This window comes from Variovorax monticola, assembly GCF_051216855.1.
GTDB lineage: Bacteria > Pseudomonadota > Gammaproteobacteria > Burkholderiales > Burkholderiaceae_C > Variovorax.
Map to the genome: position 1 here is coordinate 78,306 of NZ_JBPJZP010000009.1, position 17,672 is coordinate 95,977.

Genomic DNA, 17,672 nt, shown 5'->3' on the forward strand with positions numbered 1-17,672 from the left:
TTGGGCACATGTTCGAACCCCTTCCCGCCGCGCCCGCCGATTTGCTGGCGTCGTTGGCGCTTCGTCACGGCGGCGCGCTGTCGCTCGCGCACCTGGTCGATGCCGGCATCGACGAGCTGCCGCTGCCCGGTTCCGGCGACACGCTGTCGCGCTGGCGTGTGCTGGCGGCGGTCGCGGCGCACGATCTTTCGCTGGTGAAGCTGTTCGAGGGCCACACGGACGCGCTGGCGATCCTGGCCGAGTTGGGCGGTGCGCCGCTTGCGGCATCGGGCTCGCGCTGGGGCACATGGTGTGCCGAGCCGCCGGACGCCCGCGTGACCCTGGAAGCCGGGCAGGGCGACAGCGTGCGCCTCCACGGCACCAAGGCCTGGTGCTCAGGCGCGGCCAGCGTCACCCATGCTGTGGTCAGCGGCTGGAACGCGGCCGGCGAGCCTTGCCTGGCCGCCGTGGCCATGGACCAGCCCGGTGTGCGCGTGACGGGCGACGGTTGGCATGCCGTCGGCATGGCGGGCAGCGCCAGCGTCGATGTGTGCTTCGACAACGCGCAGGCCGTGCAGGTCGGCCAGCCCGGCGACTACGTAGGCCGGGCCGGTTTCTGGCAGGGCGGCGCCGGCATTGCAGCCTGCTGGTTCGGCGGCGCGCTCGGCATCGCGCGCAGGGTGCGCCGCCCGGGAGGCCCCAAGCCCGACGCGCACCGGCTCGCGCACCTCGGCGCCATCGAGGTGGCGCTGGGCCCGGTGGCCGCGCTGCTGCGCGAATCCGCCGAGTGGATCGACCGCCATCCGCGCGACAGCGCCCAGCATGTCGCGACACGCGCACGCCTGGCCGTGGAGCGGGCCGCCACCGAGGTCATGCACCATGCCGGCCGCGCGGTCGGCGCCGGTCCGCTGTGCCGCGACCCGCACTTCGCCCGCGCGATGGCCGACCTGCCCGTGTTCCTGCGCCAGAGCCATGCGGAGCGCGACCTGGCCGCGCTGGGCCAGTTGGCCATCGACCGCAACGCACAAAGCGAAGACAACACGCAAGAGGAATCTCCTTCATGGTCGCTGTAGCAAGCCGCGCCATTCGTGGCGAAGGCACCACCGAAGCCGAATGGCACCGCTGGCCGGGGCTGGCCGAACTGCCTGTCATCGACATGCATGCGCTGGTGCCCGAAGGCGCGCGCGCGGTGGTCGTTGCGCCCCATCCCGACGACGAGGTGCTTTCGGTCGGCGGCCTGCTGGCGCAACTGGCCGACAACGGCACGCCGGTGCAAGTCATTGCCGTCACCGACGGCACCGCCAGCCACGCGGGCTCTACCGAATGGCCCGCGGAGCGCCTCGCCGCCGCCCGCCCGCGCGAAAGCCAGCGTGCGCTGGAGTGCCTGGGCCTGCACATCGAGCCCGCGCGGCTCGGGCTGCCCGACGGCGGGCTGAAGGACTTGCGCGCCGTGCTCGCGGCGCGGCTCGTGGCCTTGCTGCGCCCGCGCGACGTGGTGTTCACCACCTGGCGACGGGACGGCCATCCGGACCACGAGATCACTGGCGAGGCCTGCGCGCTGGCCGCCGCCACCGCGGGCGCGCGGCTGGTCGAGGTGCCGGTCTGGGGCTGGCACTGGTCCCGGCCCGGCGACGAACGCATGCCGTGGAAAAGCGCTTTTCGCCTGCCACTGAGCGAAGAAGCGGTGCGGCGCAAGCGCGCGGCCGTGCAGGCCTTCACGAGCCAGTTGCAGCGTGATGCGTCCACCGGCGTGGGGCCGGTGTTGCGCGCAAGCACGGTCGAGCGCGCGGCTCGCCCCTACGAAGTGGTGTTCCTGTGAGCGCCCATCCAGGGCAGGCCGAAGCGCAAGGCCATGGCAAGCGCCGGTACTTCGACGCGCTCTACGCCGCCAGCGACGACCCCTATGTGTCGCGCGAGCGCTGGTACGAGGCGCGCAAGCGGGCCGTGCTGCTCGCGGCGCTGCCGCAAGCGCGTTTTCGCAATGCCTATGAGCCGGGCTGCGGCATCGGCGAACTCACGCTCGCGCTGGCAGCCCGCTGCGACCGGCTGCTGTCCAGTGACTTCTCGGCGCAGGCCGTGGCGTTGGCCCGCGAGCGCACCATCGGCTGCCCCCACGTGCGCATCGCGCGGCACACGTTGCCGGTGGACTGGCCGCGCGACGAGGGGCCTTTCGACCTGATCGTGCTCAGCGAGGTGGGCTACTTTCTGCAGCGTGACGACATGCAGCGCGTGGCCGAGCAATGCAGCGAATCACTGGACGAAGGGGGCACGCTGGTCGCCTGCGACTGGCGGCCCGACTTCAGCGAGCGCAGCCTGTCCACCGCCGACGTGCACGGCATGCTCGCCGGGATCGGCCTCGCGCGACTCGTGCTGCACGAAGAAGACGACTTCGTGCTCCAGGTGTGGTCGCGCGATACGCGCTCGGTGGCGCAGCGGGAGGGCATTCGGTGACCGAGCTCGTTGTGCCTGCGCGTAGCTTGCCGCTGCGCTGAAACACGCCACACGGGTGTCTGAAAATTCCGTTTGTTCGCGCAAGGCCACGAGAACCGGACATTCGTGGCTTGTTTATGACGGCAGCCGGACAACTTGCGTTTTCCCGCCACCGCCGGCTGAAACCCGTCAGTCCGCTTGTTCGGCGACATGGTGCCCAACGGGCGAGCTACACCTGCAAACATCGCTCAACGCACCTGCATTCCCCTGACGTTTTCCGCGTTTGCCGCGCCCCTGATGCACCGATACGATCCCGCGCCTTGCCTCTGAAAAAAGGACTGCGCGGGTGCCTTCAACGACTGCTTTTTCCCCTGAATCCAATGCCGGCTGGCAGCAGCGCAGCAGGCGCCACGTCTGGCACCCCTGCACCCAGAGCATCCGCCTGAACGCCGTGCCGCCCCTGCCGATTGCGCGCGGGGAGGGCGTGTGGCTGTTCGACGCCGAGGGGCGCCGCTACATGGACGCCACCAGCTCGTGGTGGGTCAACCTCTTCGGCCATGCGCACCCGGCGCTCAACGCCGCGCTCAAAGACCAGCTCGACACGCTGTCGCACGTGATGCTCGCAGGCTGCACGCACGCGCCGGCCGTGGAACTGGCCGAGCGGCTGTCCGCGCTGACGGGGCATGCGCTGGGCCATTGCTTCTATGCGTCCGACGGCGCTTCTGCAGTGGAGATCGCGCTGAAGATGAGCTTCCATGCCTGGCGCAACGCGGGCCGAAGCGGCAAGCTGCGCTTCGTGGCGTTGAAGCAGGGCTACCACGGCGAGACGCTCGGCGCCCTGCACGTGACCGACGTGCCGGTGTTCCGCGATGCGTATGCGCCGCTGCTCGCGCAGGCGCACCTCGTCGCCTCGCCGGACGCGCGCCATGCGCGGCCGGGCGAAGACGCGGCCGCCGTGGCGCACCGCGCCGCCGATCAACTCGAAGCCTTGCTGGCCGACAGGCACGAGACCATCGCCGCCGTCATCGTCGAGCCGCTGGTGCAGTGCGCCACCGGCATGGCGATGCACGACCCCGCCTACCTGCGGCGCGTGCGCGCCCTGTGCGACCGCTACGGCGTGCACCTCATCGCCGACGAAATAGCGGTGGGCTGCGGGCGCACCGGCACCTTCTTCGCGTGCGAGCAGGCCGGCGTCTGGCCCGATTTGCTGTGCCTGTCGAAGGGCATCAGCGGCGGCTACCTGCCGTTGGCGCTGGTGATGGCGCGCGACGCCATCCACGAGGGCTTCGTCGACGACGACGTGGCGCGCAGCTTTCTGCATTCGCATTCGTACACCGGCAATGCACTGGCCTGCCGCGCGGCGTTGGCCACGCTGGACCTGTTCGACAGCGAACACGCCCTGCAGCGCAACCGCGGCCGCGCGGCACGGCTGCTGGCGCGTTTGAGCGAGGGCCTCGAAGGGCAGGCGGTCGACCACCTGCGCCAGCGCGGAACGATCACCGCCTTCGACGTGCGCGAACCCGGCGCCCGCTTTGCCGAGCGCTTTCACATGGCGGCGCGCGCGCACGGCCTGCTGATGCGGCCCATCGGCCCGACCGTCTACCTGATGCCACCCTACGTGATCGGCGACGACGAGATCGACCAACTGGTCGACGGCACCCTGGCCACGCTGAAGACGGTGAGGGCCACGCGCGAAGAAAACGAACAAGAAGGAGCCCACGATGTCGCGCTTGCTTGACCGCCTGAAGGGCGAAATGGCCGCGCTCGACGCACAGTCGCTGCGCCGCCGCCGGCATGTCGCCGAAACCGCCTGCGCGCCCGAGCAGACGCTGACGCTGGCCGGCACCACGGCCCCGCGCACCATGCTGTGCTTCAGCAGCAACGACTACCTCGGGCTGGCCGCGCACCCCGCGCTGGCCGACGCCTGGGCCGAAGGCGCGGCGCTGTACGGCACGGGCAGCGGCGGCTCGCACCTCATCCTCGGCCATTCGCGGGCGCATGCGCTGCTCGAAGACAAGCTCGCCGGCTGGATGGCACCGTTCATTCCCGAAGCGCAGAGCCTGTTCTTCTGCACCGGCTACATGGCCAACCTGGCCGTGCTGTCTGCGCTGGGCGGGGCCGAAGCGGTCATCTTCTCGGAGTCGCTCAACCACGCCTCGCTGATCGACGGTGCGCGGCTGGCCAAGGCGCGGGTGGAGCGCTACCCGCATTGCGACGTGGCCGCGCTCGACGCCCAGCTTGCTGCCTGCGATGCGCCGGTGAAGCTCATCGTGAGCGATGCGGTGTTCAGCATGGACGGCCACATCGCGCCGGTGGCCGAGTTGCTCGCATTGGCCGAGCGCCACGACGCCTGGCTGGTGCTGGACGACGCGCACGGCTTCGGCGTGCTGGGCGCCACGGGGCGCGGCGTGTTGCAGGCGCTGGGCCTGCGTTCCGAGCGGCTGGTGCTGGTGGGCACGCTGGGCAAGGCGGCGGGCGTGTCGGGTGCGTTCGTGGCGGCGCACCGCACCGTCGTTGACTACCTGGTGCAGCGGGCGCGGCCCTACATCTTCACCACGGCCGCGCCGCCGGCGGTGGCGCATGCGTTGCTGGCGAGCCTGGCGCTGATCGAAGGCGAGGAGGGCGTGCGGCGCCGGGCGCGGTTGCAGGCGCGCATTGCGCAACTGCGCCAGGGTCTGCAGGCGGTGTTGCCTTCGGACGGCAGCGCGTGGCTCGCGCCGTCGCCCACCGCCATCCAGCCGCTGATGCTGGGCGACAACGCGCGTGCGATGCGGGTCATGGCGCAGCTCGACGCGCGCGGCCTGCGCGTGGGCGCGATCCGCCCGCCGACCGTGCCCGCCGGCACCGCACGGCTGCGCATCGCGCTGTCGGCCAGCCACAGCGAGGCCGATGCCGCGCGGCTGGTCGATGCGGTGGGCCAGGCGCTCGCGCAGCGCTCGTCCGCGGAACAGGAGGCTGCATGACACGGCGCCACTGGTTTGTGACCGGCACCGACACGGGGATCGGCAAGACCCTGGTCAGCACCGCCATGCTGCACCTGCTGGCCGGCTCGGGGCTGCGTGCGGTCGGCATGAAGCCCGTCGCCGCGGGGGCGGAAGACATCGACGGCGGGTGGCGCAACGAAGACGTGGAACAGCTGGCCGCGGCCGGCAACGTCGACGCGCCGCTGGCCCTGCGCTGCCCGTACCTGCTGCGCGCGCCGATGTCGCCGCACCTGGCCGCGAAAGAAGAAGGCGTGCGCATCGCCTTGCCGCCCATGCTGTCGGCCTTCGCGGAACTCGCGGCGCGCGCCGACGCGGTGGTGGTCGAGGGCGTGGGCGGTTTCTGCGTGCCGTTTTGCGACGACCTCGACAGCGCCGAACTGGCCGTGGCGCTGGGCCTGCCCGTGGTGCTCGTGGTCGGGCTGCGGCTGGGTTGCCTCAGCCATGCGTTGCTGACGGCCGAGGCCGTTCGCGCGCGTGGCCTCGTGCTCGCGGGCTGGGTGGCCAGCGTGGTCGATCCGTCGATGCTCGCGCCGCAGGCCAACCTGCAGACGCTGCGCGCCCGGCTCGGCGCACCGCTGCTGGGCGTGGTGCCGCACCTGGCGCACCCCGACGCGGCGCAGGCGGCCCGCCACATCGACCTGCGCGCGCTGCGCGGCACGGCGGTGCATGCCGCGCGCCGCGCGCAGGTGCTGTCAGCCGCGCTGGCCTGATTCCGCCAGCCGCCTGGCCCGCGCGCCGCCCTGGCGCTCGAGCATCCAGCCCGGATATTCGGCGGGCAGGGCGCTCACCTTGTCGAGCGCGGCCAGCTCGTCGCCGGTCAGCCGGATGGCCGTGGCCGCGATGTTGTCGTCCAGCTGCTCGACGCGCTTGGCGCCGATGATCACGCTGGTCACCACCGGCTGGTGCAGCAGCCAGGCCAGCGCGATCTGCGCGACCGATACCTTGCGGGCATCGGCCAGCTGGCGCATCACGTCGATGCAGTCGTAGGCGCGCTCCACGTTCACCGGCGGAAAGTCGAAGGTGGCGCGGCGGCTGCCTTTTTCGGCCTCGATGTCGCGGCCGAACTTGCCGCTCAGCAGGCCACCCGCCAGCGGGCTCCACACCATCAGGCCGACGTTCTCGCTGCGCAGCATGGGCGCCAGTTCGCGCTCCAGGTCGCGCCCGGCGATGGTGTAGTAGGCCTGCAGCGACTCGAAGCGCGCCAGCTTGTCGCGCTCCGCGATGCCCAGCGCCTTGGTGATCTGCCAGGCCGCCCAGTTCGACACGCCCACGTAGCGCACGTGGCCGTGGCGCACCAGGGTGTCCAGCGCGTGCACGGTTTCCTCGATGGGCGTGAGCGGGTCGAAGCCATGGATCTGGTACACGTCGATGTGGTCCAGCTGCAGGCGCTTCAGGCTGGCCTTCACGCCGTCCATGATGTGAAAGCGCGAGGCGCCGGCCGAGTTCAGGCCCTTGCTGCCGGTTTCGCCCAGCACCTTGGTGGCCAGCACGAAGCTGTCACGCGGGGCCTTCAGGTTCTTCAGCGCCTGGCCGGTGATGATTTCGGACTGCCCTTCGGAGTAAACGTCCGCCGTGTCGATGAAGTTGATGCCGGCGTCCATCGCCTTGCCGATCAGGCCCTCGGCCTCGGCCTGCTGCAGGTTGCCGATCTGGCCCCAGATGCCCGTGGAGCCGCCGAAGGTCATGGTGCCGAGGCACAGTTCCGAAACCAGGAGGCCGGTACGGCCGAATTTGCGGTGTTGCATGGAGAGATTCCTTTGCTTGGGGGAGCGTTGGGGGAGGTGTGGCGGGGCGCTGCCGGCGAAGTATCCCGCCGTGAGCGTGCCGGCGACGCGCGCGTTCCTGCAAAGTCTTTGCCTATTTCTCCAGATGACGCCCGAGGCGCGTGCGCTTGCGCGGGAGCGGCGCTAAGCTGCAACCACTCGATCCTCCATGGCGGCCACCCTGTGGCCCCTTCCACCACAAGGCCCTGGACATGTCAGAACAAACAACCGAAACCTCCGCGCTCTGCGCCGGCGTTGCCGAACCGATGCCGCTGGAGCCCGAGCTGGACGAAGCCCGCAAGGAGCTGGTGCAGTTGCTCAACCACATCACGCAGGGTCAGGACGGCACCATCGTCACCGCCGTGCCCGGCCTGCAGGTGTTTCGCATCAGCAAGCCCGACGGCCCCAAGCACGCCTTCGCCAGCCCGGCGCTGGGGCTCATTGCGCAGGGCTCCAAACGCATCATCGTGGGCGACGACATCTACGTGTACGACCCCATGCACTACCTGGTGACCTCGGTCGACCTGCCGGTGTGCGGCCACGTGCGCCTGACCAGCGAGCACGAGCCCTACCTGGGCGTGCGGCTGGAGCTGGCGGTCGACGAGATCGGCGAGCTCATCGGCGACGAGAAACTGCCCGCCAAGGCGAACAACGCACCCGCGTCGCGCGGCCTGTATGTCAACCGCATCGCCATGCCTGTGCTGGAGCCGGTGCTGCGCCTGCTGCGGCTGCTCGACACACCCGAAGACGTGCCCATCGTCGCGCCGCTCATCAAGCGCGAGATTCTCTACCGCCTGCTGGTCAACGGCGAGGGCGCGCGGCTGCGCCAGATCGCATTGCAAGACAGCCACACGCAGCGCATCACCAAGGCCATCAGCGCGCTGCGCGTCAACTACGCACAGTCGCTGCGGGTGGAGGACATGGCGCGCGCGGTGCACATGAGCGTGTCGTCGTTCCACCATCACTTCAAGGCCGTGACCGCGATGAGCCCGCTGCAGTACCAGAAGCAACTGCGCCTGCAGGAGGCGCGCCGCCAGATGCTGCTGACGGGCGCCGACGTGGCCTCCGCCGCGCACAGCGTGGGCTACGAAAGCCCTTCGCAGTTCGCGCGCGAGTACGGCCGCATGTTCGGTGCGCCGCCGCTGCGCGACAAGCGCCGCTGGCTCGGCGAGGCGGGCAACGACGCGCTGGGCGCCGCCTCGATGGAAGCGGCATAGCGCGCAGATGGCCGAATCCAAGGTCGCCATCTACGGCGCGATAGCGGCCAACGTCGCCATTGCCGCCACCAAGTTCATCGTGGCCGGCGTCACGGGCAGTTCCGCGATGCTGTCCGAAGGCATCCACTCGGCGGTCGACACCTTCAACGGCGTGCTGCTGCTCGTGGGCATCAGGCTCAGCAAGCGGCCCGCGACCGCGGAGCATCCGTTCGGGCACGGCAAGGAGCTGTACTTCTGGAGCCTGATCGTCGCGGTGCTGATCTTCGGGCTGGGCGGCGGCGTGTCGTTCTTCGAAGGTGTGCAGCACATCCGCAACCCCGAGCCGATGCGCGACCCCACGTGGAACTATGTCGTGCTGGCGGCGGCCGCGCTGTTCGAGGGCACCAGCTTCTTCATCGCGCTGAAGCAGTTTCGCGCGCAGGCTCGCGGCATGCCGTTCTGGCAGGCGCTGGACCGCAGCAAGGACCCGACCACCTACACCGTGCTTGCCGAAGACTCGGCCGCGCTGGTGGGCCTGGCGGTGGCGGGGCTGGGCATCTACCTGAGCCACGCGCTGGACATGCCCGCGCTGGACGGCGTGGCCTCGGTGGTCATCGGCGTGCTGCTGGCCGGCGTGGCGGTGTTTTTGATCCGCCAGGCACGCGGCCTGCTGATCGGCGAGGGCATCCGCCCCGAGACCGCGCGCGCCATTCGCGAGCTGGCCCTGGCGCAGCCCAGCGTGGAGGACGTGGGCCACGTGCTGTCGATGTACATCGGGCCCGACGAGGTGCTGGTGGTGGTCGACGTCAACTTCAAAAACGACGTGCCGACCGGCGAGGCGGGCGAGGCCATTGCCGCCATCGAGCGGCAGGTGCGCGTGCGGTTTCCGATGATCAAGCGCCTGTTCATCGAGGCGAGCGACGCGCCGGTGGCCGAAGGCGCCAGAGCTTGAGCCAGCGACAAGGGCTCACCACCCCCGATAGCATCGCCCGCACATGACCCCCACAACCACGACAGCCAAAACAACAAGACGCCCCCTGGTCATCGCCGCGATCATGGCTTCCATGGCCATGGTGGCCATCGAGGCGACCATCGTCTCCACCGTGATGCCGCAGATCGCCTCCGAGCTCGGCGGGCTGCACCTGTACAGCTGGGTGTTCGCGTCCTTCCTGCTCGCGCAGACGGCGATGACGGTGGTGTTCGGCAAGCTCTCCGACCTGTACGGGCGCAAGCCGGTCATGTTCGTGGGCATCGGGATCTTCCTGGTCGGCTCGGTGCTGGCCGGCTTCTCGTGGTCGATGCCGGCCATGATCTGCTTCCGGCTCATTCAGGGCATCGGCGCGGGCGCGATCCAGCCGGTGTCGCTCACCATCGTGGGCGACCTGTACCCGGCGCGCGAGCGCGGCAAGGTGCAGGGCTACCTGGCCAGCGTGTGGGCCGTGTCGGCGGTGGTGGGGCCGATGATCGGCGCGCTCATCGTGCAGAAGCTCGATTGGGGGTGGATTTTCTGGATGAACGTGCCCATCGGCCTTGCCGCCGCCGCGCTCTTCTGGCGCTACCTGCACGAGGCGCCGGCCGTGCGCCGCTCGTCCATCGACATCGTGGGCGCGGTGCTGTTCACCGTCGGCATCGCGGCGCTGATGATCGCGCTGACCGACTTCGGCATCGGCGACCTGGGCAGCGCGGCCCTGTGGACGGCGGTGTTCGCCGTGACGCTGGTGCTGTTCGTGCTGCAGGAGCGCCGCGCCGCCGACCCGATGGTGTCGCTCAAGCTCTGGGGCGCGCGCATCATCGCCACCGTGAACGGCGCGGCCATGCTGGGTGGCATGGTGCTGATCGGCATCACCACCTTCCTGCCGATGTACGTGCAGGTGGTGCTGCAGCGCTCGTCGGTCACGGCAGGCCTCACGCTCACCATGGTGATGCTGGGCTGGCCCATCGGCGCCACGCTCACCTCGCGCACCTGGCACCGCATCGGGCTGTGGCGCATGGTGGTGGTCGGCGGGGCGCTCATTCCGGTGGGCACGGCGGCGTTCGCGCTGCTGTCGTCCGACAGCACGCCGGCGCTGGCGGCGGTCGGCTCCTTCATCATGGGCCTGGGCATGGGCGTGATGAGCCTGGCCTCGCTCATCCTGATCCAGGAGGCGGTGGACGTGGCGCAGCGCGGCGTGGCCACCGCGTCGAACGTGTTCTCGCGCAACCTCGGCAGCGCGTTGGGCGCGACCTTCTTCGGCGCGGTCTTCAACTTCGGGCTGACGCGCGGCGACGGCGCCATGGCCTTCACCGACGACCAGCTGCGCCTGCTGCTGCAGGGCTCGCACGGCTCGGCGGCCACCGACGCGGGCATTCGCCTGGCGCTGGGCGGCTCACTGCATCTCACCTTCGTGACGATGCTGGTCGTGAGCCTGGGCGTGGTCGTGCTGGCGTTGCTGCTGCCCAAGGAAGGGCTGGAGAGCCACGCGGTCGGGGCGGGGGAGCCGGCGGCGAAGTAGGCCTCCTGTCTTTCGTTTTGCGACTGTGCTTGCCCGCACGCCGCATAACGTTGCGCACTTTCCTTCTTTGCGCCCCTCACCCCGCATTGCTACGGTCGCTCTCTTTGCATTTCGAGGCGATCGACCATGGGCGCGAGAGATTTCGAGGGGCGGGTTCTGTCGGGGGCCGAGGGCAACACGCAGCATCAGGCCGATGTGCTGGTCATCGGCGGCGGCCCGGCCGGCGCCTGGGCCGCGGTGAGCGCGGCGGCGCAGGGCGCCCGCGTGGTGCTGGCCGACAAGGGCTTCTGCGGCACCTCGGGCGCGACAGCGCCTTCGGGCACCGGCCTGTGGCATGTGTCGCCGGACGGCAGTGCACGTGAAGAGGCCAAGGCCAGCCGCTACGCCATGGGTGGCCAGCTGGCCGAGCATGCGTGGATGGACCGGGTGCTCGCGCAGACCTGGGACAACGTCGAGCGGCTGAAGGACTGGGGCTACCCCTTTCCGGCCGACGACCAGGGCGCGCTGCGCTGCACCTCGCTGCAGGGCCCCGAGTACATGCGCCTGATGCGCAAGCGCGTGAAGGAATCGGGTGCGCGCATCCTCGACCACAGCCCTGCGCTCGAACTGCTGGTGGACGAGCACGGCACCGTGTGCGGCGCCACCGGCGTGAACCGCCAGCGCGGCGACACCTGGGTGGTGCGCTCCGGCGCGGTGGTCATCGCCACCGGCGGCTGCGCCTTCCTGAGCCGCGCGCTGGGCTGCAACGTGCTCACCGGCGACGGCCAGCTGATGGCCGCCGAGGTGGGCGCGGCGCTGTCGGGCATGGAGTTTTCCAATGCCTACGGGCTGGGGCCGGCGTTCTCTTCGGTCACCAAGTCGCTGTTCTACAACTGGGCCACCTTCTACACGGCCGAGGGCGTGGCGATCGAGGGCGCGGGCTCGTCGAAGGGGCGCGGCGTGATCGCGCAGACGCTGCAGTCGCAGCCTGTGTTCGCCTGCCTGGACCGCGCCGACGCGCAGATCCGAGTGTGGATGCGCACGGCGCAGCCCAACTTCTTCGTCTCGTTCGACCGGCAGGGCATCGACCCGTTCACGCAGCATTTCCCCGTGACGCTCCGCCTCGAAGGCACGGTGCGCGGCACCGGCGGCCTGCACCTGGTCGACGACACCTGCGCGAGCTCGGTGCCCGGCCTCTATGCGGCGGGCGACGCGGCCACGCGCGAGCTGATCTGCGGCGGCTTCACGGGCGGCGGCAGCCACAACGCGGCGTGGGCGCTGTCGTCGGGCTTCTGGGCCGGCACGGGTGCGGCGGCGTTCGGGCGCGATGCACGCGCCAGCAGCAACCGCACCGCGCTGCGCACGGGCGGCGTGGCGCTGTCCACGCGCGGCGCGACACCGTTCGACGCGCAGGAGGTCATTCGCGCGGTGCAGGCCGAAGTGTTTCCGTACGAGCGCAACTGGTTCCGCGAAGGCGACGTGCTGCGCGATTCGCTGGGGCGGCTCGACGCGCTGTGGGCGCGCCTGCGCACCAGCGCGAGCGCCGCCACGGCCACCGAGGCGGTGCGCGCACGCGAGGCCGCGGCCATGCTCGCCACTTCGCGCTGGATGTACCGCAGCGCCCTGCAGCGCACCGAAACGCGCGGCATGCACCGCCGGCGCGAGCACGGCGTGCTCGACCCCGCGCAGCGCCATCGCCTGCTCAGCGGCGGCCTGGACGAAGTGTGGGTTCAGCAGCACGCCGTGACGGAGCTCGCATGATCGAAGTCATCAGCGCCGAGCGCTGCACCGCCTGCAACATCTGCGTGAACGCCTGCCCGACCAACGTGTTCGAGGCGGTGGCCGGTGGGCCGCCGCGCATCGCGCGGCAGGACGACTGCCAGACCTGCTTCATGTGCGAGCTGTACTGCCCCGAAGACGCGCTCTACGTCGCCCCCATCGCCGACCGCAGCGCCACCGCCGAGGAGCGCGACGCCGCCGCTCAGGCGCTGATGGGCAGCTACCGCAGCGCCATCGGATGGGGCAGGGGGCGGCAGTCGACGGCCTCCGCCGATGCGAGCTTCGAGCTGCTGCGCCGCGCGCACTGAGCCCCTCATTTCTTTTCCTTTCGCCGTGGGTTCTTCGATGCCAGATTTCTTCAGCCGCCGCCGGTTGTTGCGCGCCGCCATGGCGGGGGCCGCCGCCAGCGCCTTGCCTGCCTTGTCTTTCGCCCAGGGCAGCGGCCAGATGCTGCGCCTGGGCTACATCGGCCCGGGCAAGAAGCCCGCGAACGCCACCGGCTGGGCCTTGCGCCAGGGTCACCTGCAGCGTGAGCTGGCGGCGCTCGGCTTCAAGGACGTGAGCACGCGCAACTTTCCGAACGGACCCGACCTGAACGAGGCTTTCGTGGCCGGTGTGCTCGATGTCGGCATCTACGGCGACACGCCCGCCATCGTGGCGCGTTCGCGCGGCCTCGAAAGCCAGCTCATCGGCTTCGACGCGGTGGGCATGAACGTGTGGCTGCTCACGCCGCGCAACGGCGTGCGCAGCGTGCAGGCGCTCGAAGGCCAGTCGATCGGCGTGGCGCGCGGCTCGTACATGCACCGCTACGTGCTGGGCCTGCTGAAAGAGCACGGACTGCAGAAGTCGGTGAAAGTGATCCACATGTTCCCGCGCGACGGCGAGGCGGCGCTCGACCAGGGCTCCATCGCGGCCTTCGCGGCGCAGATCGACGTGGGGCCTCTGCTGGCGTCGCGCGGCTACCCGGTGATCGACGAGGCCGACCGGCATCCGACGCTGCGCGGCACCTCGGTGATCGTCGCATCGAACAAGCTGCTCGCGGCCGCGCCCGGGCTGCCCGCCGCATGGACACGCGCGCGCCGCACCGCGCTGCAGGAGATTCGCCGCGACAGCGACGCCTGCTACGCCTTTCACGCGGAGGTCAGCGGCTTCCCGCTGGACGTGGTGAAGGTGTCGCACCCGCTGTCGCAGTTCCCCGAGGCGGCGTACCCGGCCGAGGGGCTGGCGCTGCTCGACGAGGTCAAGAGGTTCCTGCTGGCCGAAAACCTCGTGAGCCGCGACTTCGCGCTCGCGCAGTGGCGCGCACCCGAAGCCTGAACATCGGCCGGCCTGCATCGCAGCGGCGCCAAGCACGCGCTTGCGGCGTGGGCATGCTTGCAGCCCTGCGCTCGGGCGGGCATCCTCGAACGTGCCATGCCACCCCCGGCACCCCGGCACGCGGCCTTTCTCATTCCTTCATCGTCAAGACAAGACACACCCATGACCTACCACGCCGACTCCAAGCGCTACGACGCCATTCCCTACCGCCGCGTCGGGCGCAGCGGGCTCGTGCTGCCCGCGATTTCGCTCGGGCTCTGGCACAACTTCGGTGACGCCACGCCCATCGCCACGCAGCGCCAGCTGCTGCGCACGGCCTTCGACCTGGGCATCAACCACTTCGACCTGGCCAACAACTACGGCCCGCCCTACGGCAGCGCCGAGACCAACTTCGGCCGCCTGCTGCGCGAAGATTTCAAGGCCTACCGCGACGAGCTCATCATCTCCAGCAAGGCCGGCTGGGACATGTGGCCCGGCCCTTACGGCAAGGGCGGCGGCTCGCGCAAATACGTGCTCGCCAGCCTGGACCAGAGCCTGCAGCGCCTGGGCCTGGACTATGTGGACATCTTCTATTCGCACCGCTTCGACCCCGACACCCCGCTGGAAGAAACGGCCTCCGCGCTGGCCCAGGCCGTGCAGCAGGGCAAGGCGCTGTACATCGGCATCTCGTCGTACTCGGCCGGCAAGACCCGCGAAATTGCCGCGCTGCTGCGCGAGTGGAAGGTGCCGCTGCTGATCCACCAGCCGGCCTACAACCTGTTCAACCGCTGGATCGAGAAAGACCTGCTGGCCGCCACCGACGACCTGGGCGCGGGCGTGATCGCCTTCACGCCGCTGGCGCAAGGCCTGCTGACCGACAAGTACCTGAACGGCATTCCCGACGATGCGCGCATCAACCGGCCCGGCGGCGGCTCGCTCAAGCAGGAGCACCTGTCCGAGGCCAACGTGGAGCGCGCGCGCGCGCTCCACAAGATCGCGCAACGCCGCGGGCAAACGCTGGCGCAGCTCGCGCTGACGTGGACGCTGCGCGACCCGCGCGTGAGCTCGGCGCTCATCGGTGCCAGCCGGCCCGAGCAGATCGTCGACAACGTGGCGGCGCTGTCGCATGCGCCGCTCAGCACCGAGGAACTGGCCGACATCGACAAGTACGCGGTGGAGGGCGGCGTGAACCTGTGGGAGAAGCCGTCGACCGATTTCGCGTGACGCGTTCAGGTCACTGAGCGCATCAGGAAACTTGGAATCCGTCTTTGGCAAAGCGGGCGGGGCTGCGCAGAATCGGCAGAAGCTTTCATTCGATCACTGCCATGTTGTTTCGCACCTTTCACGTTTCCCCGGCCGCGCAGGCGCGCCAAGTTCTGGCGCTGACGGCCGAGGCCTGGCGCGTTCCGCACAGCTCTCCGCGCGCGGTGGCGCGTCGTGCGCCGCACGGCTATGTGCCGGTGCGCGCGATGCGCAGGCTGCATGCGGCTGCCGTGCTGGCCTTGTTGCCGCATTCGTGGTGAACTCGTCTCCAGGCGGTTGAACACCGACCCCGGAGACCCACCGATGCTGATCGTTCTCGGCGGCTTGCCCGGCACCGGCAAGACCACCATCGCGCGCGAAATCGTCGCGCTGCTGCCTGCCACCTGCCTGCGCATCGACACCATCGAGCAGTCGCTGCGCGCGTCCGGCGTGCTGGCCGGCGACGTGGGGCCTGCGGGCTACGTGGTGGCCTATGCACTGGCTCGCTCGAACCTCGCGTTGGGGCAGCGCGTGGTGGCGGATTGCGTCAACCCGTTGCCGGTGACGCGGGAGGCCTGGCGGGCCGTGGCGGCGGAGGCTTCCTCGCAGATCCTGGAGGTCGAGATCGTGTGCTCGGACGATGTTGAGCATCGGCGTCGTGTGGAGCAGAGAGTGGTTGACGTCCCGCGCCTTGTGCCGCCGACATGGGCGTCGGTGCAGCAGCATGAGTATTTGCCGTGGACCACGCAGCGCCTTGTGATCGACACGGCATTCGTGAGCGCAGGAGATGCGGCGCAAGCCATCGTCGCTCGGTTGCGGAACGACGCCTCCATCACCACGACGTCGGCCCCGTTCGGTGCGGGTGTCTTCTAGGACGCGGCCTTCTTGGAAGGCTTCGACCTGCCGGATTTGTTGAGCGCAATCGCCTCGCGAACGAGCGCCTTGAAGGCGGCCGCATTCACTTCTTCCCCTTCATGGATGTCGATCGCGCGGCGGGTGTTTCCGTCGAGACTCGAATTGAAGAGGCCGGCCGGGTCTTTCAGGGACGCTCCCTTGGCGAAGGTGAGCTTCACGACCTTCTTGTAGGTCTCGCCCGTGCAGACGATGCCGTCGTGCGACCACACCGGCGTGCCCATCCACTTCCACTCTTCGACGACGTCGGGGTCCGCCTCGTGCACGAGCTTGCGCATTCGGCCGAGCGTGTCAGCGCGCCAGTCGCCGAGCTCGGCGATTTTTTCGAGATGAGTTCCGATGCAGGCGGGGCAGGGGGCGCTTGCGGCTTTGTCATGGTCTTTGTCCCGGATGGCGCTGAAAGCTTTGATGCCATGTTATTGCGGGCGTCGACGCGCGTAAACCGCCCATCCTGTTCACCCCGAGCCGACCCGCAATCCCCAACTATCGATAGAGGAATTCAGCGCAAACGCCACGCGCGATGCCCAAGAGAATTCGCAGCAATTCTTCTCGAGGGCGTCTTCGCCGCACACCGTGTCCTATTCGCTGTCCCTGCTCGACAAGAGCCTGATCCCTGAAGGCGCCGACGCCGCGCAGGCGTTCCAGCACACCGTTGCGCTCGCGCAGAGCGCGGAGCGGCTGGGTTACCGCCGCTACTGGCTGGCCGAGCACCACGGCAACAAGACCTACGCAGGCTCGGCGCCCGAGGTGCTGGCCGCGCATGTGCTCGCGAAGACCTCGCGCATCCGGGTGGGCACCGGCGGCGTGATGCTGCAGCACTACAGCCCGTTCAAGGTGGCAGAGACTTTTCGCGTGCTCGCGTCGCTGGCGCCGGGCCGGGTGGACCTGGGCATCGGCAAGGCGCCGGGCGGGCTGCCGCTCACGAGCAAGGCCCTGCAGTGGCTGCACGACCCCGAGAAAAAACGCAGCGACGACTTCGGCGTGCGGCTGGCCGAGCTCGATGCCTTCCTGCACGACGGTGTCGCCTCGGACCACGCGCTCGCCGGCGCGGCGGCCATGCCCAACCCGCCGCAGTTGCCGCAGCGCGTGCTGCTCGGCGGCAGCCCTGAAAGCGCGGTGCTCGCGGCGCGCCTCGGCTGGCAGTTCGTCTATGCGGGGCACTTCAACGGCGACCCGGTGAACCTTGCGCAGTCGATCGACGCCTACCGCGCCGAGACGGGCCGCGCACCCTGGCTCGCGCTCTTTGCCTTTGCCGCACACACGAGCGAAGAGGCGGCCGACCGCGTCGGTGCGCTGCGCAGCTTCCGCGTGTACCTGCCCACCGGCCAGACCGTCAACTTGCCCAGCCTCGAAGCCGCGGCGGAGTTCGCGCGGCAGGCCGGCGCGAGCGACTACCGCACCGAGGAGCGGCGCCCGCACGTCATCGCGGGCACCGGCGAAGCGGTGCGCGATGCGCTCGACGCGCTGAGCGCACGCCACGGCATCGAGGAGTTCGTCATCGACATTCCGGTGGCCGACTTCGCGGCGCGCCATGCGTCGGTCGAGCTGCTGGCCACGGCGCGCGACCGTGTGCCGGCCTGAGCTTTCTCTTTTTCCCCAACGACGAGACACAAGGAACGA

Annotated in this window: 17 protein-coding genes and 1 pseudogene; 16 read left to right on the forward strand and 2 right to left on the reverse strand. The window is 69.9% G+C overall.

From position 1 onward, the window contains the following. Window positions 1-8 precede the first annotated feature (8 nt). The 6 genes from ACSFA5_RS29875 (at window position 9) to bioD (ending at window position 6,103) form a co-directional block, all read left to right on the forward strand. The gene (locus ACSFA5_RS29875) at window positions 9-1,052 is read left to right on the forward strand and encodes an acyl-CoA dehydrogenase (RefSeq protein WP_435447670.1); all 1,044 of its coding nucleotides are present in this window, start codon (window positions 9-11) and stop codon (window positions 1,050-1,052) included. Continuing rightward, window positions 1,040-1,798, forward strand: a complete 759-nt coding sequence (locus ACSFA5_RS29880; RefSeq protein ID WP_435447671.1) for a PIG-L deacetylase family protein — start codon at window positions 1,040-1,042, stop codon at window positions 1,796-1,798. The genes ACSFA5_RS29875 and ACSFA5_RS29880 overlap by 13 nt, the downstream gene beginning before the upstream one ends. Continuing rightward, window positions 1,795-2,430, forward strand: coding sequence for a class I SAM-dependent DNA methyltransferase (locus ACSFA5_RS29885; RefSeq protein ID WP_435447672.1), 636 nt, complete (start codon window positions 1,795-1,797; stop codon window positions 2,428-2,430). Before ACSFA5_RS29880 ends, ACSFA5_RS29885 begins: the two co-directional genes overlap by 4 nt. 325 nt (window positions 2,431-2,755) lie before the next feature. After that, window positions 2,756-4,147, forward strand: a complete 1,392-nt coding sequence (gene bioA, locus ACSFA5_RS29890) for an adenosylmethionine--8-amino-7-oxononanoate transaminase (RefSeq protein ID WP_435447673.1) — start codon at window positions 2,756-2,758, stop codon at window positions 4,145-4,147. Next, a complete protein-coding gene (gene bioF, locus ACSFA5_RS29895) occupies window positions 4,131-5,372 on the forward strand; it encodes an 8-amino-7-oxononanoate synthase (protein ID WP_435447674.1) in 1,242 nt (413 codons plus the stop codon). Before bioA ends, bioF begins: the two co-directional genes overlap by 17 nt. Then, complete coding sequence (gene bioD / locus ACSFA5_RS29900; protein ID WP_435447675.1) at window positions 5,369-6,103, forward strand: dethiobiotin synthase; 735 nt, start codon at window positions 5,369-5,371, stop codon at window positions 6,101-6,103. Before bioF ends, bioD begins: the two co-directional genes overlap by 4 nt. Here bioD and ACSFA5_RS29905 read toward each other — a convergent pair. Then, complete coding sequence (locus ACSFA5_RS29905; protein WP_435447676.1) at window positions 6,086-7,138, reverse strand: aldo/keto reductase; 1,053 nt, start codon at window positions 7,136-7,138, stop codon at window positions 6,086-6,088. The genes bioD and ACSFA5_RS29905 overlap by 18 nt on opposite strands. Window positions 7,139-7,368: 230 nt before the next feature. Here ACSFA5_RS29905 and ACSFA5_RS29910 point away from each other — a divergent pair, with 230 nt between their 5' ends. The 9 genes from ACSFA5_RS29910 (at window position 7,369) to ACSFA5_RS29950 (ending at window position 16,013) form a co-directional block, all read left to right on the forward strand. Continuing rightward, window positions 7,369-8,373: an AraC family transcriptional regulator gene (locus ACSFA5_RS29910; protein ID WP_435447677.1), complete on the forward strand. Its 1,005-nt coding sequence runs from the start codon at window positions 7,369-7,371 to the stop codon at window positions 8,371-8,373. A gap of 7 nt (window positions 8,374-8,380) precedes the next feature. Next, window positions 8,381-9,304, forward strand: coding sequence for a cation diffusion facilitator family transporter (locus ACSFA5_RS29915; RefSeq protein WP_435447678.1), 924 nt, complete (start codon window positions 8,381-8,383; stop codon window positions 9,302-9,304). 103 nt (window positions 9,305-9,407) lie between these two features. Further along, the gene (locus ACSFA5_RS29920) at window positions 9,408-10,844 is read left to right on the forward strand and encodes an MDR family MFS transporter (protein WP_435447679.1); all 1,437 of its coding nucleotides are present in this window, start codon (window positions 9,408-9,410) and stop codon (window positions 10,842-10,844) included. Window positions 10,845-10,970: 126 nt separating this feature from the next. Further along, a complete protein-coding gene (locus tag ACSFA5_RS29925; RefSeq protein ID WP_435447680.1) occupies window positions 10,971-12,584 on the forward strand; it encodes an FAD-dependent oxidoreductase in 1,614 nt (537 codons plus the stop codon). Then, complete coding sequence (locus tag ACSFA5_RS29930) at window positions 12,581-12,910, forward strand: 4Fe-4S binding protein (RefSeq protein ID WP_435447681.1); 330 nt, start codon at window positions 12,581-12,583, stop codon at window positions 12,908-12,910. Before ACSFA5_RS29925 ends, ACSFA5_RS29930 begins: the two co-directional genes overlap by 4 nt. Before the next feature lie 37 nt (window positions 12,911-12,947). Further along, window positions 12,948-13,919 (forward strand): ABC transporter substrate-binding protein, encoded by a 972-nt coding sequence (locus tag ACSFA5_RS29935; protein ID WP_435447682.1) that lies wholly within the window; start codon window positions 12,948-12,950, stop codon window positions 13,917-13,919. 162 nt (window positions 13,920-14,081) lie between these two features. Beyond that, window positions 14,082-15,122, forward strand: coding sequence for an L-glyceraldehyde 3-phosphate reductase (gene mgrA, locus ACSFA5_RS29940; protein WP_435447684.1), 1,041 nt, complete (start codon window positions 14,082-14,084; stop codon window positions 15,120-15,122). Window positions 15,123-15,223: 101 nt separating this feature from the next. Further along, window positions 15,224-15,421 (forward strand): hypothetical protein, encoded by a 198-nt coding sequence (locus ACSFA5_RS29945; protein ID WP_435447685.1) that lies wholly within the window; start codon window positions 15,224-15,226, stop codon window positions 15,419-15,421. 43 nt (window positions 15,422-15,464) lie between these two features. Further along, window positions 15,465-16,013, forward strand: a complete 549-nt coding sequence (locus ACSFA5_RS29950) for a P-loop nucleotide/nucleoside kinase family protein (protein ID WP_435447686.1) — start codon at window positions 15,465-15,467, stop codon at window positions 16,011-16,013. Here the strand turns inward: ACSFA5_RS29950 and ACSFA5_RS29955 are convergent. Further along, window positions 16,010-16,428, reverse strand: a pseudogene (locus ACSFA5_RS29955) (DUF1801 domain-containing protein). The gene ACSFA5_RS29950 and the pseudogene ACSFA5_RS29955 sit on opposite strands and share 4 nt — an antisense overlap. A gap of 197 nt (window positions 16,429-16,625) precedes the next feature. Between ACSFA5_RS29955 and ACSFA5_RS29960 the strand changes: the two are divergent. After that, a complete protein-coding gene (locus ACSFA5_RS29960) occupies window positions 16,626-17,633 on the forward strand; it encodes an LLM class flavin-dependent oxidoreductase (protein ID WP_435447687.1) in 1,008 nt (335 codons plus the stop codon). The last annotated feature ends 39 nt before the right edge of the window (window positions 17,634-17,672 follow it).